Source organism: Paenibacillus sp. FSL R5-0473 (genome assembly GCF_038004565.1).
Classification (GTDB): Bacteria; Bacillota; Bacilli; order Paenibacillales; family Paenibacillaceae; genus Paenibacillus; species Paenibacillus amylolyticus.
On record NZ_JBBORL010000001.1, the window covers coordinates 4,532,054 to 4,555,166 of the forward strand.

19 protein-coding genes are annotated in these 23,113 nt (G+C 46.8%); 10 read left to right on the forward strand and 9 right to left on the reverse strand.

Features of this window, described 5'->3' with window-relative positions; translation table 11 throughout:
• Positions 1–182 precede the first annotated feature (182 nt).
• The gene (locus tag MKY28_RS19995) at positions 183–1,088 is read left to right on the forward strand and encodes an ArsR/SmtB family transcription factor (RefSeq protein WP_445670927.1); all 906 of its coding nucleotides are present in this window, start codon (positions 183–185) and stop codon (positions 1,086–1,088) included.
• A 120-nt stretch (positions 1,089–1,208) separates the two neighbouring features.
• On the opposite strand, the gene MKY28_RS20000 is transcribed toward MKY28_RS19995, so the two are convergent.
• From MKY28_RS20000 to MKY28_RS20020, 5 genes are all read right to left on the reverse strand, one after another.
• Positions 1,209–2,003 (reverse strand): C40 family peptidase, encoded by a 795-nt coding sequence (locus tag MKY28_RS20000; RefSeq protein ID WP_340936758.1) that lies wholly within the window; start codon positions 2,001–2,003, stop codon positions 1,209–1,211.
• 527 nt (positions 2,004–2,530) lie between these two features.
• The gene (locus MKY28_RS20005; protein ID WP_340936759.1) at positions 2,531–5,806 is read right to left on the reverse strand and encodes a glycoside hydrolase family 48 protein; all 3,276 of its coding nucleotides are present in this window, start codon (positions 5,804–5,806) and stop codon (positions 2,531–2,533) included.
• 88 nt (positions 5,807–5,894) lie between these two features.
• Entirely contained in the window at positions 5,895–8,888 is a 2,994-nt protein-coding gene (locus MKY28_RS20010; protein ID WP_340937987.1) for a glycoside hydrolase family 9 protein, read from the reverse strand.
• A gap of 340 nt (positions 8,889–9,228) precedes the next feature.
• Positions 9,229–10,965, reverse strand: a complete 1,737-nt coding sequence (locus MKY28_RS20015; RefSeq protein ID WP_340936760.1) for a methyl-accepting chemotaxis protein — start codon at positions 10,963–10,965, stop codon at positions 9,229–9,231.
• Between the two features lie 207 nt (positions 10,966–11,172).
• Positions 11,173–11,724 carry an undecaprenyl-diphosphatase gene (locus MKY28_RS20020; RefSeq protein ID WP_051449605.1) on the reverse strand — a complete coding sequence of 184 codons (552 nt, stop codon included), beginning with the start codon at positions 11,722–11,724 and terminating at the stop codon, positions 11,173–11,175.
• 184 nt (positions 11,725–11,908) lie between these two features.
• Between MKY28_RS20020 and MKY28_RS20025 the strand changes: the two genes are divergently transcribed.
• Together MKY28_RS20025 and MKY28_RS20030 are read left to right on the forward strand one after the other, a co-directional pair.
• The gene (locus MKY28_RS20025) at positions 11,909–12,904 is read left to right on the forward strand and encodes an LCP family protein (RefSeq protein ID WP_340936761.1); all 996 of its coding nucleotides are present in this window, start codon (positions 11,909–11,911) and stop codon (positions 12,902–12,904) included.
• A gap of 138 nt (positions 12,905–13,042) precedes the next feature.
• Entirely contained in the window at positions 13,043–14,296 is a 1,254-nt protein-coding gene (locus MKY28_RS20030; protein ID WP_340936762.1) for an acyltransferase, read from the forward strand.
• A gap of 37 nt (positions 14,297–14,333) precedes the next feature.
• Here the strand turns inward: MKY28_RS20030 and MKY28_RS20035 are convergent, their stop codons facing one another.
• Positions 14,334–15,071 (reverse strand): hypothetical protein, encoded by a 738-nt coding sequence (locus tag MKY28_RS20035; RefSeq protein WP_340936763.1) that lies wholly within the window; start codon positions 15,069–15,071, stop codon positions 14,334–14,336.
• Between the two features lie 219 nt (positions 15,072–15,290).
• On the opposite strand from MKY28_RS20035, the gene MKY28_RS20040 reads away from it, so the two are divergent.
• Both MKY28_RS20040 and MKY28_RS20045 read left to right on the forward strand, forming a co-directional pair.
• Positions 15,291–16,238 carry a hypothetical protein gene (locus MKY28_RS20040; protein ID WP_340936764.1) on the forward strand — a complete coding sequence of 316 codons (948 nt, stop codon included), beginning with the start codon at positions 15,291–15,293 and terminating at the stop codon, positions 16,236–16,238.
• 54 nt (positions 16,239–16,292) lie between these two features.
• Entirely contained in the window at positions 16,293–16,535 is a 243-nt protein-coding gene (locus tag MKY28_RS20045) for an NHLP leader peptide family RiPP precursor (RefSeq protein WP_084174472.1), read from the forward strand.
• 77 nt (positions 16,536–16,612) lie between these two features.
• Here the strand turns inward: MKY28_RS20045 and MKY28_RS20050 are convergent, their stop codons facing one another.
• The gene (locus MKY28_RS20050) at positions 16,613–18,511 is read right to left on the reverse strand and encodes a sensor histidine kinase (protein WP_036668747.1); all 1,899 of its coding nucleotides are present in this window, start codon (positions 18,509–18,511) and stop codon (positions 16,613–16,615) included.
• 153 nt (positions 18,512–18,664) lie between these two features.
• Positions 18,665–18,946 carry a hypothetical protein gene (locus MKY28_RS20055; RefSeq protein ID WP_036611533.1) on the reverse strand — a complete coding sequence of 94 codons (282 nt, stop codon included), beginning with the start codon at positions 18,944–18,946 and terminating at the stop codon, positions 18,665–18,667.
• Positions 18,947–19,090: 144 nt separating this feature from the next.
• Between MKY28_RS20055 and MKY28_RS20060 the strand changes: the two genes are divergently transcribed.
• The 3 genes from MKY28_RS20060 to MKY28_RS20070 all read left to right on the forward strand — a co-directional run bounded on the left by MKY28_RS20060 (position 19,091) and on the right by MKY28_RS20070 (position 19,977).
• Positions 19,091–19,252, forward strand: a complete 162-nt coding sequence (locus MKY28_RS20060; protein WP_017690239.1) for a hypothetical protein — start codon at positions 19,091–19,093, stop codon at positions 19,250–19,252.
• Positions 19,253–19,374: 122 nt separating this feature from the next.
• Positions 19,375–19,746 carry a hypothetical protein gene (locus tag MKY28_RS20065; protein ID WP_036611534.1) on the forward strand — a complete coding sequence of 124 codons (372 nt, stop codon included), beginning with the start codon at positions 19,375–19,377 and terminating at the stop codon, positions 19,744–19,746.
• Positions 19,747–19,785: 39 nt separating this feature from the next.
• Positions 19,786–19,977: a hypothetical protein gene (locus MKY28_RS20070; protein ID WP_036611535.1), complete on the forward strand. Its 192-nt coding sequence runs from the start codon at positions 19,786–19,788 to the stop codon at positions 19,975–19,977.
• 103 nt (positions 19,978–20,080) lie between these two features.
• Here MKY28_RS20070 and MKY28_RS20075 read toward each other — a convergent pair whose 3' ends face one another.
• The gene (locus tag MKY28_RS20075) at positions 20,081–21,295 is read right to left on the reverse strand and encodes an MFS transporter (RefSeq protein ID WP_340937989.1); all 1,215 of its coding nucleotides are present in this window, start codon (positions 21,293–21,295) and stop codon (positions 20,081–20,083) included.
• A gap of 256 nt (positions 21,296–21,551) precedes the next feature.
• Between MKY28_RS20075 and MKY28_RS20080 the strand changes: the two genes are divergently transcribed.
• Together MKY28_RS20080 and MKY28_RS20085 are read left to right on the forward strand one after the other, a co-directional pair.
• Positions 21,552–22,202, forward strand: a complete 651-nt coding sequence (locus MKY28_RS20080) for a peptidylprolyl isomerase (RefSeq protein ID WP_340936765.1) — start codon at positions 21,552–21,554, stop codon at positions 22,200–22,202.
• Between the two features lie 484 nt (positions 22,203–22,686).
• Positions 22,687–22,950, forward strand: coding sequence for a YqkE family protein (locus tag MKY28_RS20085; RefSeq protein WP_036612099.1), 264 nt, complete (start codon positions 22,687–22,689; stop codon positions 22,948–22,950).
• Positions 22,951–23,113: the final 163 nt, after the last annotated feature.

A 23,113-nucleotide genomic window follows, 5' to 3' on the forward strand; every position in this document is an offset into this window, starting at 1 on the left:
AATGAATTTCAACTCCCTAAGATTAATATAAAAATTAATTGATATTCTATGGATCAACGTTCATATTTATATTAAAATCGATTATAGCCTTAATTTCAACCTGAATTTTGCAAAATGTTATTCTTTTTACTGAATTTATGTTTAACTTAATTCTATACAGATAAAATGGAGGAACAACTGTGATCAGAGCAAATACCGATGCCGAATGGCTACCCCTATATGAAGCACTTGCCAGTGAAGTCCGTCTACAGATCATCCGCCTTGTTGCAGAGACTCCGATGAATGTGAAAGACCTTGCTGCTTCACTGGGTCTGAGTAGTGCCATCGTGACCATGCATGTCCGCAAACTTCAGGATGTGGGCATTATTCAGTCCAAAATGATACGCAAAGACGGCGGCACACATAAAATGAACAGCCTTGCTGTAGACTGGATCGGCATCTCCATGCCCCAAGAAAGCGGGACAGCCCGCAAACTGCATGAGGTTTCCGTCCCTGTGGGACACTACACCCACTTTGACGTCTATCCGACATGTGGTCTGGCTACATCCACTCAGGTCATTGGACAGTACGATGACCCTCGTTATTTTCTCGACCCCGAGCGGATGCATGCACATATTCTGTGGTTTGGCCGTGGGTTTGTGGAGTACAAAATTCCAAACTATATTTTATCCGGACAACAGATCAATGCGATTGAATTGGCCCTTGAGATCGGATCAGAAGCACCTTCGGTTAATCCGAATTGGCCCTCGGATATTACATTCATGCTGAATGGCATCCGATTGGGGGAATGGACAAGTCCTGGAGATTCAGGCAACGGACGTGGCATGTTCACCCCGGAATGGTGGAGTGACAGTGTCAATCAGTACGGCATGCTCAAGGTACTGCGAATTACCAATGAGGGTACGTTTATTGATGGACAACATCTATCCGACATTACACTCGCAGATATCCCGGTCGAACGCAACCAATGGACTCTTCGTCTTTCGGTGGAGGAAGATGCTCAGCATGTGGGCGGGCTTACCTTATATGGCGAGGGATTCGGCAACTACAATCAGGATATCCTGTTCCGGCTGTACTATCACGATTGAGTTCTTCAAAATAATAAATAACACCAAAACACCTCCCAGTCGCCTGTCAAAGGCAGAATGGGAGGTGTTTTGTATGCATATGAACATGCGTAGATTATTTAAGAAAGTTCTTGTTCTAACTTACAGCGCACTGCCACCAAACAGGAAGCGATACTCCCAGTGTTTGCCGGAGATATCACTAGTTGTTACACCACCGCCAGCGTTGGAATACGTATGTAATACCTTGCCGTTGCCCAGGTAAATCCCTGTGTGCGTAATGGTTGCGCTAGATTTATTCACGCCCGAATACGATGATGCAGAGCTGCCTTTATACGACATGAAATACATCAGATCGCCGCGTTTCAGGTTTTTCCAGTTCGTCTGAACTGTACCCTTGGCTTTTACATAGTCTCCCTGTTTGCGGGAATCCGCTGGAAGCTTGATGCCCAGTGCATCAATGAAGGCCTGGCGTACAAAGCTGGAACAGTCAAAAGTAGCTGTGCTGTTACGACTGGCTCCGAACTCATAAGGTGTTCCCAAATATTTCATTCCCGCTGCAATCACTTTTTCTACAGATGCATTGCCGGTCACCGATGTACCACTATTCGAACCCGATCCGCTTGTGCCGCCACTAATCGCTTGTGTGTATTTGGATGAAGAAGATATGTAACCTGTCCGGTTAGCAGAATCCTTAATCTTATACCAATCCGAACCGGATTGCTGAAGCACCGTTACCGTTTCCCCTTTAGCGACCAAGCGAACAATCTTCGCAGAAGAAGAAGGTGTTGTGCGTAGGTTTACGCCCCAAATTACTTTTACTTGTGAATTGTTAACAGCAGTTGCCGATACCTGTGCCGTTAGTGCTCCTGTCGTCAGACTTCCCATCAGCATCGTTGCTGTGACACTTGCCGTAATAATCGTTTTTTTCCAGTTCATGATGTCGAGTTCCCCCTGATGTTACAGAATTTTAACCTGGCTTGGTTCTCCCGGGCTTGCCCCATTGTAAACGGGCTATCCATAACGTTCATCAGTCGAAAGTCCTGTATTGATATAGGCGAACTTGAGCACTAAGTATCAGGATGTGTCCATAATCTACTGGAAAAATTCACTGCTGATCCCTTCTTTTTGAAAGGTTAAATTATTGTAACTATTTGATATACTTCATTTTACCGCGATAAAAGAGTTAGGTCGTTTCTCATTCAGGGCATATGCCATATGACCTAGATTTTAATGTTTAAAATCGCAAATATGGTAAACATTACTATGATTCATTTGCCGATTACCGTTCACCGAATTCACATTTTTGCCTCCAGCCCCAATACGGATCGATTTATCAGCAGTGTCCGTTTGATTATTTCGTATTTCATTTTTGCTTTTCCATAAAAAAAGAAAAGCCAGGGATTTCTCCCCGGCTTAACCTGTATGATGAGTAACATCACTCTACAATCGGTCGATCAACTCATTTAAGGTTCAATTCCCCATACCTTGGCGCCATCCTGATAAGCTGTCACTTTTGTCCAGGCACTGAAGGCCGTTTGGGTGGAATCAAAGGAATAATCATTCGTTTGATCAAAATTCGTCCAGTTGTTTTTCGAGAAACGTCCCTGGATGATTCCGGTTTCGGCACCCGCGGCCAAACTGCCGGCACCTGCTTTGAATTCAATCTCCAGATACGTATCTGCCGTGCCCTTGGCCGGATCTATCGAGACAAAATGCCCTTCCACGTTACCACTGCCAATCTGTGCATAATCACACCAGAAACTCAGATCAGCGGCACTATCCTTGGTGAAATAATACCGGACCTTCACTTTGCTCAAGTCCACAGCAGTTGTACCTGTATTCTTCACATTGAACTGCGGAGTAATCGCATTGACCGAAGCCCCTGAACTACCATTACGGTATTGTACTTCAAGCGTTCCCGTTGTAACTGGAGGTGCCAATGGGGTCAACACCAATACATTTGAATTCGTCTGACCACTCGTATTAATGGCTACGACTCTATAATTATAAGCCGTACCATTCACCGCTGTAGCGTCGGTATACGTCAGTGCGGTCAAACCTGTTGCCAGATCAGCATATGCCCCGGTGCCTACCGAACGTTGTACCTTATAACTCGCTGCTCCAGTTGATGCAGTCCATGTCAGTACCGCCTGGGCATTGCCAGCCGTTCCAGTAAGGTTGAATACGCCTGGCACAACGGTACCTGCGAGTGGTGTTGCAGATGCCTGTGTCGACGGTGCAGACTCACCTACGGCATTCACCGCAGTGATGACATAATAATACGTTGTGCCGTTGGTCAAGCCTGTATCCGTGAATGTCGATCCTGTGACCCCTGTCGCTACAGACGTATAAGGACCACCATTCACTTCTGCACGTTTCACGTTATACGAGGCTGCACCAGCGGCTGCGTTCCAATTCAGAACCACTTGCTCACTTCCTCCAGTTGCTGTTACGCCAGCAGGAGCAGCGGGTACTTCCACTTCCGGACTATCCGAATCTCCGAGGAGACGATCATACTCGCCGTACGCTGTAGCCATATCCACCTGTGACCAGAACCGGTGATACGTAAAGGTAGGTGCACCATTTTCCCACTGTTTCGTGGTTGTGTTATATGACGTTTTGTACAGATTATCCAGGTATGCCCATGCCGGATCTTGCTTGATGGCCGGACGCAAGTCGGAGTATCCAATGTATACGCCATTGCCACCTTTTGCCGGATCTGAAGGTACACCTGCTGTACCTGGAATCGTATTGCCTTGACCAAAGGTTCCAGACCAGTTCGCCGGGATGTAGATCTCTTTGGCAAAGAAGCGGAAGTAGTCTTTACGTTCTTCTTCCGTAACAATACCCACACCATCATTGTAATCCCAAGCTGTATCCAACAGAGCCTCAGCCAGATCCTTGGCTTCTTGGCCTTCCGCACTAAGTGTGCCGTTCTCTGCCTGAGTTCCCGCTGCGAAGAAGGTCAGAGCTTTAACGTAACTTCCCAGAACCCCTGTATCCTGCACTGGATCTTTGGTCGTTACACGGAAGTTCGGATTTTCCGTAAACGAACTGAATCCATTCCATTTGTCCGGTTGACCCTGCCATTCCTGACCACCCGGAATCCAGAACTCTCCCGGAGCCGGCGTTGTTGCTACCTGAACATTAGTTCCACCCAAAATGCGCTGTCCAGCCGCATTCAGATAATAGCCTTGCGCATCCGTCACCGGACGTTCACCTACAAATACATAATCCTTACTCCAGTCGATCCACTTCGTGATTACCTTCTTGGCCATCTGGAAGTTCTCAGAGGTCAAGTCCCCGCTCTCCGCAAGAATATAGTACATCTCGGCTACACGCTCCAGCGGCCATGCCTGGAATCCAAACCAGGTGTTGGAATCCGGATCACGATATACAGGCGCCTCCTGATATGCCATGTCATAGAATGTACTTACCCCTGCTGGATAAGCTTTGTATGAACCATCCAGACTGTTCGTTGCTCCCCCGCCGATGGCTCCTTCATGGGATTGTAGCCAAGTGTAGAATTCCAACTGACGTTTCAACGTCGCATTCCAATCTGCCTTCGCTGTAGCTGATTCCGGAATCAAGCCGCCAGCCGGGTCAGACAAGGCATACGCTGCAACCGGGTTTTGATAAGCCTGATGGGTATGGCTCGCTCCAATGCGCCAAGCCCAATCCCCACCTTGACCCAAGCCACCTCCCCAAGACGTATACCAAGCCATGAGATACATGTTGGAATCCTTGCCTGTACCCGGTGTTGGTGTACCGCTCTTTGCACTCCCAATTTTCTGGAAGTATTTATCATACATGCCGTAGCGCAGATAGTCCCCCATCTTCTTCGCTTTATCCAGATAATCCGGATTGTTGTATCCCATCTCCTTCGCCCAATACAGCACCTGTACAGCACGCGCATCGGCATCCGTGGCGTTAGTGTAACGCCATTGCGCTGACGGTACCTGAGTTTCCTTTGTGAACAAGCTCATGAAGCCTTCGTTTGCCTTACCAAAAGATTTATCATCCTGAGATGGATGCGGAATGGCTTCCCACACAGACTCCTGCTCCCCACGCTGGAACGTGTTCACATAGGTAGCCGTATGTGATGGATTCAACAGGTTTCCATATCCATACCAGTCATCCACATCGACCAGCCAGTGCATGAGATAGGTCTGATTGTTACCATAGGTCGCCTTAAGTTCAGCATCAATCGGGTCTTTACCCGCTGCATATTGACCATTAAGTGGCGATGGATATTGATCAGGAAAAGGTTTTTCCGCTGCATACGTAGCAGGGCTGTTCGGGTTGTATGAGCTCATCGTAGGCTGCTCTTCCTTGCCGTCACCTTCGTTGACCGGGATAATGTATTTCTCCATACTGTCCCAAGCTGCTTCCAGTTGGGACCAGTCTCCAGTGTAGTGACCATACATGGTTTCCAACCACAGCCAGTAACTGTATGCCTCTGACGTCGTCATATGACCATAATCCGGGGCCTCACTGAGCAGGGTCTCAATGGAATGATACGGTAGACCCTCTGGCGAAAAATATCCGTTCGCCGGATCTTTCAACTGATCATATAATTGCAAAAACCGGGCTTCATTAATGCCGTCTGCCTGAATCTCGATGGCCTGATCTGCGGCATGTGCTGTTTGCGGCCCTGCCCAGAGTCCGGTGTATCCGGTCAACATGACGGTTCCCGCCAGCATGGCTGTTAAACTTTTTTTCGCAGCTGATTTCAACATTAATATATACCTCCCTGGAATAGTGGAAATTGAATATAAGTGCTGTTGGTCTGCCCATGCTGCTATTCGGCCAATGATCTTGAGCTAGTTACGGCTCCAAGCCCCATACTTTGGTGTTTCCCTGATACCCTGTTACCTTGTTCCATACGGCAAAAGCCGTCTTGGAAGCATCATAGGAATAATCATTACTTTGATCGAAATTACTCCAGTTATTTTTGGAAAAGCGTGCTTGAATCACGCCGGTCTCTGCTCCAGCGGCCAAACTGCCTGCTCCAGGCTTAAAGCTAATCTCCAGATACGTATCTGCGGTACCCTTCGCCGGATTCACTGCGACAAATGTACCTTCAACATTGGCCGTGCCCATCTCGGCATAATCACACCAGAAGGTCATTTGATCCGCACCATCCTTGGTGAAATAATATCGGATCTTCACGGTACTGAGATCAATCGCCTGTGTTCCGGTATTCTTCACGTTGAACTGCGGAGTCGCCGCATTACTTGAATTCCCAGACCCTCCGCTGCGGTACTGCACTTCGAGTGTACCCGTCGTCACCGGAGGTGCAGAAGGCGTCAGTGCCAGGACATTGGACAGTGTCTGTCCGTTCGCATTCACAGCTACAATCCGGTAATTGTACGTGGTGCCATTCAGCGCTGTTGTGTCGGTGTAAGTCAACACGGACAATCCGGTTGCCACATCTGCATATGTCCCGCCTGCCACCGAACGTTGTACCTTATAGCTAGTAGCGCCCGAGGCTGCTGTCCAGGTCAGGACCGACTGCGCATCACCAGCTGTCCCACTTAAAGTCAGTGCTCCCGGCACCGTCGAAGCTACTTGCGGGGTAGCCGACACCTGCACAGAACCCGATGATTCCCCTGCTGAATTCACAGCAGTCACTACATAATAATAAGCCGTCCCGTTGGTCAGTCCCGTGTTTGTGTAGGTCAATCCATTAACCCCTGTCGCAACAGTTATATATGGTCCTCCACTCACCTCGGAACGCTTCACCGTATACGATTCGGCCCCGGATACAGCGGCCCAGGTCAGGTTAACCTGACTACTTCCCGCTACAGCCTGCACGCCAGCAGGTGCGCCTGGAACCGTGACTGGTGTAACACCAGGCTCCTGTCCATACACCTTCCCCCCCGCATCATAGACTGGAAGGTATATGCTCTTCACAGGAGTGCCTGTGGTCAGCGTCTGGAACGAATGATCATTGCTGGCATTCCATGCACCCTGTGGGCCTGTAATGCGGAACTGTACTTCTTTACGATAATTTCCTTCCCCACCTGGATAGATCTTGGTATTACCGAAGTTCGCCGTAATGGCATAGATATGCTGGGTTGCATTCACCACAACGGGTTGGGATACCGTCGCCCCCTCCGTATAGGAGGTTGTCACTTGCACGTCCGATACCGTACGCCCGGCAGCATATACTTCACTCAGATCCAGGAAATACTTAAAAGAAAGTTGATCTCCCATTCGGGCAGGCCAAGCGGAACGATTATTAAGCTGTGCTCTGATTTCCGTATAATTGGCACCTGATGATTTGATCGCAGCCTCCACAAAGAACTCATCTCCCTTCACCTCAGGTGCAGGGAAGTTCGCCAGGGGCTGATGATTCTGACCAAACAGCAAATTCATCTTTGCCAGTGCGCCGGTAAAACCAGCATTGTAATCGGTTGCGACCTCATTACTCACGTAATCCCCGATATCATCGGTATATCCATCCGATGCATCCGGGCCACCGACCATGGCACCATACAGAATGTGGCGATGGTTAGCCGGGATATCTTCGTTATTCAGCCATGAACTGTGAGCGGTCCGATGATGCGGATGTTGAGGTGCATTTTGCCCATATCCGACCACATAACTGCTCTGACGCGGATTATCGCCCAGAATATAATTCATCTGTGAGACAGCAAAATCCTGATATCTTGACTTTTTCACAGGATCACTGACCCAGTCGGAGTATACAAAAGAAATAAAGGATGCATTCGCTGCATATCGGAGCGATCCCCACTGATCCAGCCACGCCAGACCTCCCGGCGTATACTTGACTCGTGTCCCATTGACTCCAACCGTCCAATAATCCAGATTGCGCTCAGTCGACTGAATAAATCTTGTCGCCTCCGGCATGTTCAAACTGGACGTAATACGGGCAAGCAGGATCTGGGCACCATAATGTTTACTGTCCCAACCTTGTGTCCAGGTATAGGGCCAATTGGCTGAGCCTCCACTAGAAGACCACCGGTCCGTAGCTGCAATGGCTTTGGACAAGTAAGCGCTATCATTAGTAGCTAAATAAAGCCATGCTCCACCCCATGCCAACTCGTCTTCGTATCCTGTCCACGAATTATAAAACGCTGCAGCATCAGTGATACAATCGGTGTATTCCCCCCGATATGTATCTGCGAAGTTGTACAGCTCTTTCGCATGTTGAAGCAGTCTGGCCGAATATACCGGATCATCATCTGCAAATACAATCGATGACGCTGCCAGCGCTGCAGCCGTTTCTGCCGCCAGATCACTGCCCGGGCATGAAGCATCTATCTTGAACGAAGGACGGTTCATCTGCATGACTTCTGCAGGACCCCACCAAGCATGGTCGGTATTACCTGCCCCCACTTGTCCCCATAATTCATTTGGTTTCGTATGCGCTTTCATAAAGTAGTCGGTCGCCCATCGGATATTATTCTTGATCTCCTCCAGTTGTCCGGCCTGTTCATATCCGTCGCTGTATTCCACGACAGACCAGGCGAGCATCGTTGCGGAAGCAGCCATCGGAAATCCAAACTTCACGTGATCTCCGGCATCATACCATCCTCCGGTCAGATCAACGCCTACATCAGCTCCATCCTGCATGCCCGAATTACCACGCCATTCGACCCGATTACTCGCTGGCAACGGACCCGAGCGCTGTGCCTCATAGAAGTAAATGGCCTTTTGCAGTGCTTCAGCATAGTTCTGATTTCCGGCGGCCGCATCCGCCTTACGAATTCCTGTGCCCATCGATAAACTCCCTGCCAGTAATCCTGCCGATAACGCGATCATAGCGACTCGTCTCCACCAGCTCCCCTTCATGTTCAACTATTCATCTCCTCTTCATCAATATTCCGTATGCATTACTCTGGACTGCAAGTTTATATCGCTCCTCCCCATGGTGTATTTCAGTGTAAGTTCCACCATTAATTACCATTATAGCCGTTTGTTTCACCAGCTATATAAGCGTTGGTGACTTCTGAAATAACATTGTTGTGACCTGCTCTGCGTCATGTGACAAAAAAAGCTGTTTCTCTAACGCATATGCGCGTTAGAGAAACAGCTTCTCGCCCTTGGTATCTTCAACAGTACAAATCGAATGGCATTCTGACCATCCGCCAGTATGTTTCTCTACACCTTAGGTATCAGAACATCTCATTGGTTACACTTTGAACTTGTTAATCTGCTCCTGCAGTTCTTCGGCCATTTTGGATAATGAACCTGCGGATGATGCAATCTCTTCCATCGAAGCCAACTGCTGCTGAGTTGCGGCAGATACATTATGAACCCCGCCCGCTGCCTCTCCAGCAATGTTGGAGATTTGACTTACATATCCTACAACCTCAGTTGTACTCGCCGACATTTCCTCTGAACCTGCAGATACTTCCTGGATTTCACCCGCTACTTTGTTGACCACATCCGAGATCTGCTCGAAGGCTTGTCCTGCCGCAGTAACCATCTCGATTCCTGCTTCTGTCTCACTGCTGTTCACTTTCACTGCCTGAACAGCATGATCCGTATCTTTCTGAATCAATTGAACGAGGTCCGTAATTCGTTGCGCAGATGTAGAAGATTCCTCAGCCAACTTACGCACTTCTCCCGCAACTACGGCGAAACCACGTCCGTGCTCTCCTGCTCGTGCGGCTTCAATGGCTGCATTCAGTGCAAGCAGATTGGTCTGCCGGGCAATGTTGTTGATTACCTCGGTAATGGTTCCAATCTCTGCTGAACGTTCCCCCAGCCCTGTAACCAATTCGGTAAGCGAAGCAATGGAATTTCGAACAGAACCCATCTGTTCAACCGCTTGCTGAATAATCATATTTCCTTCGGAAGATTGATTCGCCGCATCCACAGCAGATACGGATACACTCTGAGCTAGCTCAGCAATCTGCTCCGATCCGAGAGCCATCTCATTCATCGCCTGTGAAGAGCGTTTTACAATATCAACTTGATCCGACGTACCTACGGCCAGTTCCTCAACCGTTTCGGAAATCTGTTCCGAGGCTTGAGTATTCTGCTCCGCACTTGCAAGAAGCTCCTCCGATGAAGCAGCTACCTGTTCGGAAGTCATCGACACCGATTCAATCATGGAGCGCAGATTACCACTCATGGTATTGAAGGAAGCCGCGAGCGTTCCCAATTCGTCTTTGTTCTTGAGCACAATCGTCTCACCCGTCAGATCACCATTGGCAATAGCCAAGGCCGCTTCATTCATCTTTTTGATTGGACGTGAAATAATGCTTGCAATGAAGAATGCAATGAATATCGCGACCAGGAATGCAAAAATTGTCACTGCCAAAATCACATTAAATGTATTCTCAGCCAACTCGACAGAATCACCCGTTGCGGCTTGCGATCCTTCATTGCCTAAAGTGATTAACTTGGTGATAGAGTCGTTTGCTGTGTACCACATTGGATAGGCTTCAGTGTGCAGTCTACTTGCTTCTTCATAGTTATTTGCAATACCGAATTCTATGAATGCAGGCATTTTCTCCAGATACGCATCATAATTCGTACTGAAATCATTGTAGAGCTTCATCGATTCATCATTGCTCTCAATGTATGTAAGCAACTGTTTACGCTCATCCTCAATCTTGGTGAGGAGCAACTTTAACGCTTCATTCACCTTGACATTTTCTTCTTCGTCTTGTTCAACGATAATTGCCAGCGCCAACCGCTCTACATCCGAAACATCGCCATTCATCAAGCCAAGGAGGCTTACACTCGGCATCCAGGTCTGATCCACATCATTGGCTTTACCAGACATATTATGGATCTGTATTAACGCATAAACGCTTACAACAACCAGCAGAGCCACGACGATAAGAAAACCTGTCAGTAACTTGCCTCGAATCGTGAACTTCAATATCCCCAACTTATTCCCCCGCGTGTCTTCCATGTGTCCCACTCCTCAAAATAATACATATTTATAATATATCGTCACCTATCGTCATGAATTGTAGATGTTAGAATTCAATTTCTATAAATTTCAGGTAACTTCGAACATAACACAAAAAAAGTCTCCCATCTTTGGCAGAACCAGAGATAAGAGACTTCTTTCAATAAACTAAACTACCAAAACTTCACTAGACATTGCTTTCAAAAGCTAACGAAAAACACGTCGGTGTATGTTAATGAAGAAGTCGGGAATCGACTTGGTATAATTGCGGGTTGTAATCAGAACCACACTAAGCAGACTTCCGAGAATGAATCCTCCCAGAATATCTCCTGGATAATGCACACCAACATATACACGCGACACCCCTGTCAACACAGCGAGTAACAACATCCATAACCCGAAGCGACGTCCAATAAAGAATGAAGCAGCCGCTAGAGCAAATACAAAGGAAGCATGTTTACTTGGAAAAGAAGGATCAGGTACATGGGCAACCAGCTGATGCACAGTCCCTTCTACAAAAGGTCTTGGGTGACCGACTGCTGGTGAAATCCCCCATTTGGCCAGAACCAGCGCTACAATGGAAGCCACACAGGCATAGAAAACAATTCGTTGTTTCGATGGATCGCCGAGAAACCATACAATAACGAGCAGTGCAATCATGACCCAAACCGCATACTCGGATGATGTGATCATAAACCAGTCCAGAAACGGTATTTGGTCTGCAAACTGATTAATCCAATTAAATAGTGATTGATTCATAACTGGCTTTTAATACCCCCATTACACAAAACAAGATTATTTTTTACATATTAAATATACACTAACTATTTGTCAAACAATCCTCACATTGACCAAAGTTACGAAATCAAAGAGGACTTTTTGCTTTCTTTTTGTTAAACTAGTTTGGGTTACATATCAGTTCAATCATAGAAAGGTGAAGATTATGCTTAAAAAATGGTTATGGGGTACAGCCCTGACCCTGGCACTTGCGATTACAGGTGTCGTTGTATATTACGGATATTCGATTGTTCATTTTGCCAATAGCATCTCCACGGCTTCCGGGACTTCATCCAACTCGTCCTCTTCCGGCACAGACAACGATTCAGACACACCAACAACAACGATTCCCAGATGGGAGGGCCAGGAACGGGTGAACATTCTGCTCCTTGGTGGAGACTCAAGAGGCGATGATTCAGGACGCTCAGACTCGGTCATGGTCGCTTCCATTGATCCGGTCACCAAGAAAGCCCATCTATTCTCCGTACTGCGTGATACCTATGTTGCCATTCCCGGGCATGGCAAAAGCCGACTTAATGCAGCCTTTTCCTACGGGGGTGCGGAGCTGACCAAACAAACCGTCAGTGATCTGCTCGGTATTCCCATTCAGCATTATGTCTACACAGACTTTACAGGTTTCATGGCACTTGTTGATGCGGTAGGCGGCATTGAGATCAATGTGGAGAAAGACATGTATTACACCAGTAAAGCAGATAAACATATGTACGACATTGACTTGAAAAAAGGATTGCAACATATGGACGGCAAAACCGCCCTGCAATATGTTCGGTTCCGGCATGATGCCACCTCGGATTTTACCCGTACCGAACGGCAGCGGATCTTCATGACCGAGCTGGCCAAGAAAATGCAGAGCACTACGTCGCTTTTCAAAATCCCGGATATCCTGGAAGCCATCGCTCCCTACATTGAGACAGACCTCAGTCCAACCCAGATGTTAAAACTCGCATCACTCGGCTTCGATATTCATGTGAACGATATCGATCAGCAGCAGATTCCACCGAACAAACTACTCACCAATGAACTGGTCGGCTCAGCTCAGGTACTGGGTGTTGATGTGACCAAACTCCAGTCCTACATTCAGAAACTGTTTGAAGAAGATGCCGCGTCCTCAGAGACTCCATCATCAGAGGAACAGAACTAAAACAAGCATGAGATATATCAATAGAAAAGACGGCCAAAGCCGTCTTTTTTGTACCTATTTTCTCCATTTAATGCAGTCTTAATGTTTAACGGGTACCCTTATATGATGAACTCCGGTTCCTGGAGGGAGGATTACAATGTGAAAAAACCGCGAATAGCGGAATGGACCGAACTGCGGGGCATTGCCTTTCTGGCAATCGTCATGCAGCATAGTATCGCTGAGTATATCTATCGCGCTGATATTGAACAACCGGATTCCATTATGCTGACCATGATTTATCATCTGACCCGATTTGGTACGCCAACGTTTGTATTTCTATCGGGTGTAATGTTGTTTTACCATCATCGTAACACCAAACCGGACTATCCTCACTTCATTCGAAAGCGATTTGGCGATATCTATATGCCGTTTGTCGTATGGACACTGATCTACTGGCTTTCTGTCCGTATCTTCACCCCCGCGTTCTGGCTTGCAGGCATACCGGATTTTCGCAGTCTGATTCGTGAACTGTTTATACCACAGACGGGGTATCATCTCTGGTTTGTTATTATGGTGTTTCAGTTCTATATTCTGTTCCCCCTGTTCTGGACAGGAGCAAAAGCCATTCAGAGACGTATCCAGAACACCTCACGTTTCACGCCCATGCAAGTCATTATCGGACTAATTCTCTTTGCAGCAGTACTATATGCCCTGCTTATGCAATGGTCCTACTATAATATGGGGGGCTGGACAGAATCCATGTCTGAGCCTTGGTCAACATTGCTGCAATATCGCTCCTATTCATGGGTGATGTACTGGTTTTACTTTTTACTGGGTGCCGTATGTGCCTGGTCAGTGGATAGCTGGAGGAGTTGGACCACGAAGATCCTGCCTTGGACGATCTGTCTGTTTATAGGGATGTATATATGGCTTGGTTACGATGTCCTGCGTGGGTCCGGGGATGTTGTTAATCTGAATATCTCCACCTATCTGAAACCAACCACATTCCTGATCATTATGGCTCAGATGTTTATGATGTATGGTTTCCTTGTACTGATGCGGGGCAAAGATACATGGTTTCAGCGCCTCTTAGCCTGGATTGGCCGTTATTCATTTGGTGGATATCTGGTTCATGCACTGGTGATCTACGCGATCGCTTATGTAACCAGACCGCTTCAACTCAGTGGATGGCATCTGCCTGTAACGTTGCTATCGTTCCTTGTAACCGTTGGTATTGCTCTTGCAATCAGTTGGGCGCTGTCCAAGCTTCCTGGCTCACGTTTCACCGTAGGGTTAATGCGCAAACCACGTTTAACTCCCAATCCATCAGCTGCTGTGGACAAAAGAAATTCACCTGAGCGAACTCCGTCACCCGGCTCAACTCGCAATCCGGGAACAAGTGAGCCGTTTTAGAATAAAGAAGAGCGTCCCCTCACGGAGACGCTCTTCTTTAATTTACTTCGCTCGAAGTTGATCGTCCAGGAACAGGTTCCTGGGGACCCGGGGCTGGATGCACGTTGCCCTTCTGATTCACAAATATCTTCAAATCACCCGTTAATTGTTCCTTCAGCTTGTCCACCAGCTGCGTTTCGCTAATGCCTTTTGCCTGAGCAATCTCAGCCAGGGATTTCCCTCCCTGAAGCTGCTCGTGCAGTTGAGCAGGGGTCACTCCAATAAACCGGGCAATTTCGCCCTTATCTACCATGGAACGTTTGCCATGGTGGGCAAATTCACGCCGCAAATCACGCAGCGGTGTATTAATGACCTTTTTCAACTTGGTATCCATGTCTGCCTTCGTGGCTGCAGCTTGTTCCTTGGTGAGACAACCTTCTTCCACAGCTTGATCCAAACGCTGTGCCAGTGTAGGCTTCAACTTCTGCAATAACTGCTCCTCACTAAGTCCCTTACGCTCTTTCGCAATCTGGGACAACGTCTTGCCAAGTTCCATCTGTTCTTTCAGATCCCGAAGTCCAATCCCTAGCAAGTCTGCCGTCTCACCAATCATGAACAGACCATGTCCTGCCTGCATGCATGGCTTCGCTGGTTTGCCGGAGGAAGAAGCTTTTGACGCATCATCATGCTCCTCAGCACGAACGGCTGGATCAGCAAATGCCACATGTCCTGTTGCTGCTGTTATAACTACGGCTGCCAATCCGGCTGCCATCCATGTTTTCCATTTCAAATTCATTTTTCTGCCGCCTTTCCGATGTCGAAATCCTGTGCCTTCCTAGTTTGAGCCTAAAATCCACTTTTTTATGCCATAAAATACAAAAAGTCATCATTTTTCTCACAATTGATCACAAAAAATCCTATTTTTTTCAGTTTATTTCCGCTATACTGAAAGTAACTTCATGATCTAGTCAAACAGTCCTGAATCACCTTATCGCAGGAAGGACGATATGTAATAATGCGGAAAGATTGGTTAGATCCGTTTAGATCCGATCTGGAGGTCGTGTTTGCTTCAGCGGAGCAACTCGTACGGGAATATCCCGAACCCTTGTCAGGACATGCATTAGAGCAGCTTCGTACGGTTAATCCGCTGTTACGAGATTCGGGACACAGCTACATCGGGTACATCACTCCACTTTGGATTCAACACTCAGATAAACTACCCCCAGAGAAAGCACACCAATTAAGTACAGCCTGTCTCATCCATATGTTATATTTTCTGAATCAGGACGACGTGATGGATGAACAACCGGAGAATGCCACATTGCAGTTATCCCTGGGTAATCTATATTACATGGATGCACTTCAATCTTACTCGGCATTATTCAATCCTTCCTCCACGTTCTGGGTCTATTTCAGACAATATGTAGTGGATTGGGCCGTGAGTGTTACGGGTGAGCATTCCATTGATTATTTCCAACAGAATCCCTTGTTGATTGCGCAAAAGGCTGCCCCTCTCCTTATTGGAGCTACTGGTGCACTGCTTCTGCTGAATCAGTCCGACCGGATCATCCCGGTGTGTTCTGCCATCAACATCACACTCATGACACTCCAGATGACCGATGACTTCACAGACACGCAACAAGATGCTGTGCATGGAAACTACAACAGCTACCTCTCCCACATATCCGCAGCACTGAATCACAACTATCCAGTTCATCCTCTAAGCGAACGTATACATGACAATGTATACAATACACAACTCATGAACTCTTACGTAGACATTGCTTATCACTATAATCGCACACTAACATCGTCTAACTTAGGAATATCGCATCTTGAGGCGTTTAATTCTTACTTATGCAGCACTTTAGTACAAGCTGTTCAGGACATTACACAACGGAAGAAACAGCTCCTCCAAGGCGGGTTTCATCACTGGATTAGCGAGCAACAGTTGGGATTCTGAACATAAGGACTAAGCTGATTCAGTTTAATTTTAAATATGAAGGGAATGTTGACGATGATGGTATCAGAGAAAACGTTGCATGAGGATATTATTGAAAAGGCTTGGACTGACGAGCACTTCAGACAACAATTGCACTCCAATCCGAAGCAGGCGCTTCGTGAAGCGTTTGGCATCGTAATTCCGGAGAACATTCAGGTACGCACTGTTGAGGAGCAGCAGAATGACTATGTGCTTGTCATACCTCCCAACCCTTCCAAAGTAAATTATGATGTGAATTGTGGGCCTTGGAGAAGTTAATTCGGGTGAGCTAATCTTGTAGTGTAAGAAATTAGGGGTAGGAACAAAAAAAGCCGCTGTATCCTTCTGTGAGTTCGTCAATCGACGAACTCGACAAAAGATACAACCGCTTCTGTTCCTACCCCTTTGGTGCTTGTAAAGCTGATCTGTCCTTGCATCGCTTCAACAATTCGGAATGTCACCATCATGCCGAGGCCTGTGCCTTTGATTTTATTGGAGAAATAAGGCTCACCTAACCGGGAGAGTGCTTCCTCGTCCATTCCTTCTCCGTTATCCCTGACATGCACCTTAATCATTCCATCCTGCTTGTACGCCCAGATATCAATCTGGCCTTGTCCCTGCAGAGCTTCAATACTGTTCTTAATAATATTGATAAAAGCCTGCTTGAACTTCGAGGAATTGCCTCGAATATATAGATCTGGCGGAATGTCGGTGGTGATTTTACCACCTTCCAGATTAGCCATCGGTACAAGAATGCCTTCAATATGATTGAACTCATCCGAGATATTGAGCGAGATAATATGGTCAAACTCAGGTTTGGCAAAGGTAAGAAAATCCGTTATGATGCCCGAAGCCCGATCAAGTTCTTCCAGTGCAATTCGCACGTACCCCTTGTTTTTGTTGTCTTCCTGTTCCGTCATAAGTTGCAGGAACCCTCTTGTCACCTGAAGTGGATTACGTACTTCATGGGCAACGGAAGCGGCCAATTCACTAATAATCTCCATCTTTTCTGATCGCTGCAACTCATTGTTGAACAGCTCCAGTTCCTTGGAATACTCTAGAACTTTAGTATGTTTTTCGGCAAAGCGACTTCCGAGAATGGCAATCAACGAGATCACAAATGCAACCATGGACCATTTCCACCATAACAGATGATACGTCCCACTCCGCTGATAATACCACAACAGTTCAGCCACACTGATCAAGGCAAATGTACCGAATCCCGTTGCAAGCAGCATAGCTTCCCGATTTCGTTGCAGCGCTTTGGCGATGGTACCAACCAACAGGATTGTCAGCAGAATGACCAGCACAATGCCAACCACACGCTGTACGAGCAGATTGTAGAGGATCTCCCATTGCCCACCTGAAGTAACATAGATAAATAGAGAGAACACAGCGATAACTGAATATATGAATAGTATTTTTCGCAGTTTGGTGAAGATTCCATGCAGTCCTGGCCCGATTATCTGTTCAAAAAAATAACATAGCGCTGGCATACCCAGCAGCATCGCCAGATCAAAGACTACGGAATACAGGTCACCATATACCTGATAGAACGTATACAAAAATTGCGAGTACGTGATGATCATCGTTCCGATGGAACCCATCACGATGCATAGCGAGATCCATAATCCCTTATGGAATTTGCCAAGGAAGAACGTACAACTCAGCATCGTAATCGCTGTGAACACAAAGGTCGCGCCCAAAATTACATCAATAAGTCCGTTATGAATATATTTCTCCTGTAACGCGGCATAAGGTCCAACCTGAACAGTACCTTGTATCCCCAGACGGCCTTTTTCATTTTGCGACCATACATAGAGCGTGTCACCTGAATTTTCGCTGGATAAGGGCAGCAACACCGCATTATTATCATAATTGTAATGGTAGTTCTCGTAGACCTTGCGGTCTTCCAGATAAACAACAATATGATTGCCTTTAATGTTCTCAAATCGAATGGCTGAACTTTCCTCACTCAACTCAGGGATGGTCAGGCGAGTCCATAAAGAATTCGATCGATCCGTATTGCTATACTCTAACTTATCGCTGCCCTGCTTTTCCCATATTTCGTCTGCTCCCTTAACCTCACTGATGAACCCTTGGTCGTCAACGTTCCCCCATTTTACTTCCCATCCTGTAATGGATACAGGTTGCTGAACCGCTCCTGTAGTTGCAAAGACTATCCCATGTGGCATGCCTAGAATAATCAATACACTCATCCATAAGATGACGATAGCTTTGGGCACATTTTTCATTCACAGCACCTCAAAGTTCTAATTTTCCCTATCTTAGATTCTCTCATTTATCATTCGCCACCGTTTGTCACGTCACCTTCTTGAGATAAAATGAAATTTCACATTTAAGTCGATTTATAGTCTTATTTCCATTTTATTGTTAAAGTTATTCGATTAATCACGCAGGTCTTCGAACTGGTTCACTATCATTTCCCGTTCTTTCTGTTCAACTTGACTGCGAAATTCAAGCCACTGCTCTGTCTCCTCATCATCATAGATGGTCCATATGTCGGAAAAAAGGAAATCCCGTAACTGGACCACTTGCCCGGACCATATACCGCCTACCCAAAACAAACCATCCGGACGACGGATGACGGTACGGGAGAACCCGGGTGTGGACGCCTTTTGCCCGATACGGATGCGTGTGATCATATTACCCAGTGTATACCAGTCCACATGAATCCCTCCCTTACATATTCAAGCTTCATCATAACATAGGCAAAACAGGAAAAGCTGTAAAAACGGTGGCTGCGATTCAATCCTTTGCTCCGGGTGTAATTGTTTCTCAAAGCAAACAAACACGCTAAGGAGATGATTACAATGAATGAGCCCCATCGTACGGTTGAGGTAGAACATAAGGATGTTCAGCATAAATCGGATTCAAGTATGGTCGCTTCCACATTTATTAAATATGCCGCATATATCATTATCTTTTTCGGATTCTTATACTTCTTGGTTAAATATGTATTCCCCAAATTCTAAGGCATTCATATCGTAGTGAACACCCGGAGATAATAACCTGTGCAAGATTACAACACTAGCGCTTTGGGTAACTACGGGGTAAGAAGCATTTGGACAACCGACAATGAAAGGAAGTGTTACTCATGTCTGACAAACCAATTAGTAACGAAGAGAGCGACCGCTATTATGACCGTTATCAGAGGTCCCGCGATATTCCGCCAGAGACGGAAGTCCCGGAAGGCGATATGGATACCTTTGATGAAGTTTCCGGCAGACGGATTGTAACGGAAGATTCGGATCTGGCACCCGTAGCCGCAACCGCTGTGGATGAGCCGGAATTGGATTCACGTTTGGCAGAGACACCGCTGGAATCTGTACCGGATGCAGATCTTCTGCAACCAAACAGTCCGGTTGATCCTGCTGCACCCGATCCGGATGCGCTGCATGGTACCGATCTGCTTAATGGTGCTGGTGCGGATGCCAAACCAGAGAACGACATTCCACCGCGACATTAACAGCTGTTATGACATCCTGAATGAGGAGGTGCATACACGATGAAGGAAGATCGCCAAAAGCATGTGCATGAACCGGATAATCTCGTGACCGAACGGGATATTGACCCGGACTTCGGACTGTTCACTGAGGACTCCTTTCCCGAAGCACTTGAGGATGAGGATCAACGTGATGCGGTCGAGCATGCCATTCCCAAAGAGAAGGCTTCTCGTAAGCCCTCTTCGGATGACTAACTTATATAGATCCGTAGTAGACTTAAAAAAGATGACGTCTGTAATTTTCACAGCGTCATCTTTTTTGTTACCTGTAAGTTCACTTTCTCTTTGCAATTCAGCATCATCGTTTAGCGGAAACCTTACTTACCACGGGCAGTTTGTGATCCAATCCTGACCACTTGGCTACAATCGCAGTGATGATCAATGCCACACCATTAATAATAAATATCCAGCGTATCGGCAGCCAGCCCCCAAGTACACCACCAATAATCGGTCCCGCCATCGTCCCGATCTGGGCAGCGGATTGATTCAGACTAAAAGCCCTGCCCCGGAAACTCGATGCGGTAGCCTGCACAATCATGGCGTTAATTGCCGGAAATACAGCGGCAAAGAATAAACCATACACAAATCGTAAAATGCCGAATGCGATATAACCTGTTGTAAAGAACTGCAGAAGATTCCCTACAGCCCCACCAACAAGTCCAATGATCAACACTTTACCGTATCCAATCCTTGAACCAATCTTGCCCCAACGCGGCGCCATAATAACTGTTGCTACCCCCACCGCTGAGAAAATAATACCCGAGCTGAGTGAGGCACGATCCGGCTGAACGCCCATCTCCATCACATAGACCGTCAATAGTGGCTCCAGAATCATAACGGAGAATGTACATATGCCCATCATGCCAAGCACCGTCATAAACAAACGATTCGCTCTTGCTTCACGAATATCATCCATGACGTGGGAACGAGCTTTGTTCCGGTTGAAGTTCTCTTCTTTTACCCAGAAGGTTGCGATGATTGCTGAGACTAACACAACAATAGCCGAAAATAAAAATGCATTCCGGTTGCCATAATAATGACTCACCACGCCACCAATTAACGGTCCAATAATTCCACCAGTGGCTCCTGCAGTGGACATAATACCAAGTGCATAACCAGTCTTCTCTTCAGGTGTATTTGTGCCTACCAGAGCAATCGCTGCTGGAACAAACCCTGCAAGCAGACCCTGAAACAATCGAACAACAATCAGCGAATACGGGTCCTGCACGAAATAATTGATTAAATACAAGACGGCAAGGCTGTATCCCGACCGAATCAGCATGGGTTTGCGTCCGTATTTATCAGCCAGTGATCCCCAGAACGGAGACACGAGTGCACTCGCGAGAAACGTAATGCCAAATGCCAGTCCTGACCATAACTCCAGGTGATCACGAACCCCCAAGTCAGCACTTAGAAACAGGGGCAGAAATGGAATCGAGATCGAATAGGCGGTGCTGCAAAAAAATACACCAATCCACAATATGACCAGATTGCGCTTCCACGAGAAGTTCATATACCCGCACGCCCTTTCCGTTACTGACGCCGGGACTGCCGTGTATTGGAGCGGACGGAACAGACCCGTACGTCCCCGATGCGGAAGCATTTTCCTTATTTTACACCCATCATTCCATGAAGGCCATCCCTTGTTCACCACAAACACATGTATTACATTGCCATCCTGTCCACAAAAACGGTATGATAGTTGGGTAAATATCCAAATATGATTTGGAGAAAATATATAATGCAGAGATGCAAGGAGGAACGTTTTCATGTCTTTACGATGGAAAAAAACAACCGCAGTATCGCTCGTTCTTGCGATGCTGCTTATCGTCATTAGTGGTTGTGGACGCCCTTCAACCAGTGCCGAACAAACGCCGGTCCCGGCCGCACCTGAAGGTCCAAACCCGGTAGCTACCATTGAGATGCAGGATGGTCAAAAGATCGTTATTGAGCTCTACCCCGAGATTGCGCCCAACACGGTGTATAATTTCATCTCCCTTGCGAATAAAGGGTTCTATGACGGCCTGATCTTTCACCGGGTCATTCCCGGCTTCATGATTCAGGGTGGAGATCCCAATGGCAACGGTTCAGGCGGCCCAGGTTATACGATCAAAGGGGAATTTACATCCAATGGCCACAAGAATCACCTAAATCATACTCGGGGAATTATTTCGATGGCACGTAAATCGGATAATCTTGATTCAGCAGGCTCCCAATTCTTCATCATGTTAGCAGATGCTGATTATTTGGATAACTCATACGCTACCTTCGGTAAGGTAACAGAAGGTATGGAAGTTGTTGATGGTATTGCTGCTCAGGAAATAGGTGAAGGTGACAAACCGGTTTCCGATCAAGTTATGAAAAAAGTTACGGTAGACACCCACGGTCTGGAATATCCAGAGCCGGTAAAAATGCCTTAATGAATTTCCTTGCCAAACGGATGATAATCCATGGTTATGACTTGTTAATGAACTCTAAACAAACAAAAGCTCTGTCCTTTGCGAATCTCGCAAGGCAGAGCTTTATTTTTTGATTTTAATGATAGCGGTTACATCTATGACTTTATAAAAAATGACCTCTTCCGGCATCATCCTCAATACATCCATCCCATCAAACGTAACCAGCCGATAATCGCAATCCATAACGGGCAGCTAAAGGCAACGCCCCATGCAAGCCCTTTCAGTAAACCACGGTTTACTTCCACGAACAACGACTCCTTTCTCCAGGGAATAGTCGCAGTATCGGTAATAGTATATGATTTTATACCCGTTTTCATTCGTCACGCAACCCTCGTTTTCCTGCTTTTGTTCCGCAGATTCATGGAATGCTTTACGGGAACCTGATATACTATGACTACTGTACGATAAATGGAACCTGATTCATGTTTGGAAAGGAGATTTTCCTATGGCAAAATCCAAAAAACGCACTCCTGCTCCCAAAGCAGCAGTAGCACAGGATAAACCCACAACACTGAAGGATCTGCTCAGCAGTGATGTGCTGGAGAAGCTGAAAGCTCAGGCGGATGAAGCCAAGGCTGCCGAGGCGGCTCTTAAAGAGCAGGAACGTCAGCAGGCAGAAGAAGCCCGCCAAGCGGAGCAGAAGCGCCGGGATAACGATTTCGAATATTTGCTCAATAACAGCGCTATGGACTGGAAAAAACATAAGTAAACCAAGGCATGACCTAAGGGTGTCTCCTATCACACATGCCAAAATAATATTACAGCAGACAGATGATGAAGTTGATCTGTTCCAGAACAGGGCCGCGTTGCGGTCCTGTTCTTTTTGATATATACACATATGATTCACGCGTCTTGAGCCGGGTATGTTAGAA

Bases quoted from the DNA above. Each gene is read 5' to 3' on its own strand.
- MKY28_RS20060 (WP_017690239.1), top strand. From the start codon at position 19,091: ATGAATGAGCCCCATCGTACGGTTGAGGTAGAACATAAGGATGTTCAG.
- MKY28_RS20040 (WP_340936764.1), top strand. From the start codon at position 15,291: ATGCGGAAAGATTGGTTAGATCCGTTTAGATCCGATCTGGAGGTCGTG.
- MKY28_RS20010 (WP_340937987.1), bottom strand. From the start codon at position 8,888: ATGAAGGGGAGCTGGTGGAGACGAGTCGCTATGATCGCGTTATCGGCA.
- MKY28_RS20085 (WP_036612099.1), top strand. From the start codon at position 22,687: ATGGCAAAATCCAAAAAACGCACTCCTGCTCCCAAAGCAGCAGTAGCA.
- MKY28_RS20025 (WP_340936761.1), top strand. From the start codon at position 11,909: ATGCTTAAAAAATGGTTATGGGGTACAGCCCTGACCCTGGCACTTGCG.
- MKY28_RS20005 (WP_340936759.1), bottom strand. From the start codon at position 5,806: ATGTTGAAATCAGCTGCGAAAAAAAGTTTAACAGCCATGCTGGCGGGA.
- MKY28_RS20075 (WP_340937989.1), bottom strand. From the start codon at position 21,295: ATGAACTTCTCGTGGAAGCGCAATCTGGTCATATTGTGGATTGGTGTA.
- MKY28_RS20065 (WP_036611534.1), top strand. From the start codon at position 19,375: ATGTCTGACAAACCAATTAGTAACGAAGAGAGCGACCGCTATTATGAC.
- MKY28_RS20020 (WP_051449605.1), bottom strand. From the start codon at position 11,724: ATGAATCAATCACTATTTAATTGGATTAATCAGTTTGCAGACCAAATA.
- MKY28_RS20000 (WP_340936758.1), bottom strand. From the start codon at position 2,003: ATGAACTGGAAAAAAACGATTATTACGGCAAGTGTCACAGCAACGATG.
- MKY28_RS20035 (WP_340936763.1), bottom strand. From the start codon at position 15,071: ATGAATTTGAAATGGAAAACATGGATGGCAGCCGGATTGGCAGCCGTA.
- MKY28_RS20015 (WP_340936760.1), bottom strand. From the start codon at position 10,965: ATGGAAGACACGCGGGGGAATAAGTTGGGGATATTGAAGTTCACGATT.
- MKY28_RS20080 (WP_340936765.1), top strand. From the start codon at position 21,552: ATGTCTTTACGATGGAAAAAAACAACCGCAGTATCGCTCGTTCTTGCG.
- MKY28_RS20045 (WP_084174472.1), top strand. From the start codon at position 16,293: ATGATGGTATCAGAGAAAACGTTGCATGAGGATATTATTGAAAAGGCT.
- MKY28_RS20050 (WP_036668747.1), bottom strand. From the start codon at position 18,511: ATGAAAAATGTGCCCAAAGCTATCGTCATCTTATGGATGAGTGTATTG.
- MKY28_RS20070 (WP_036611535.1), top strand. From the start codon at position 19,786: ATGAAGGAAGATCGCCAAAAGCATGTGCATGAACCGGATAATCTCGTG.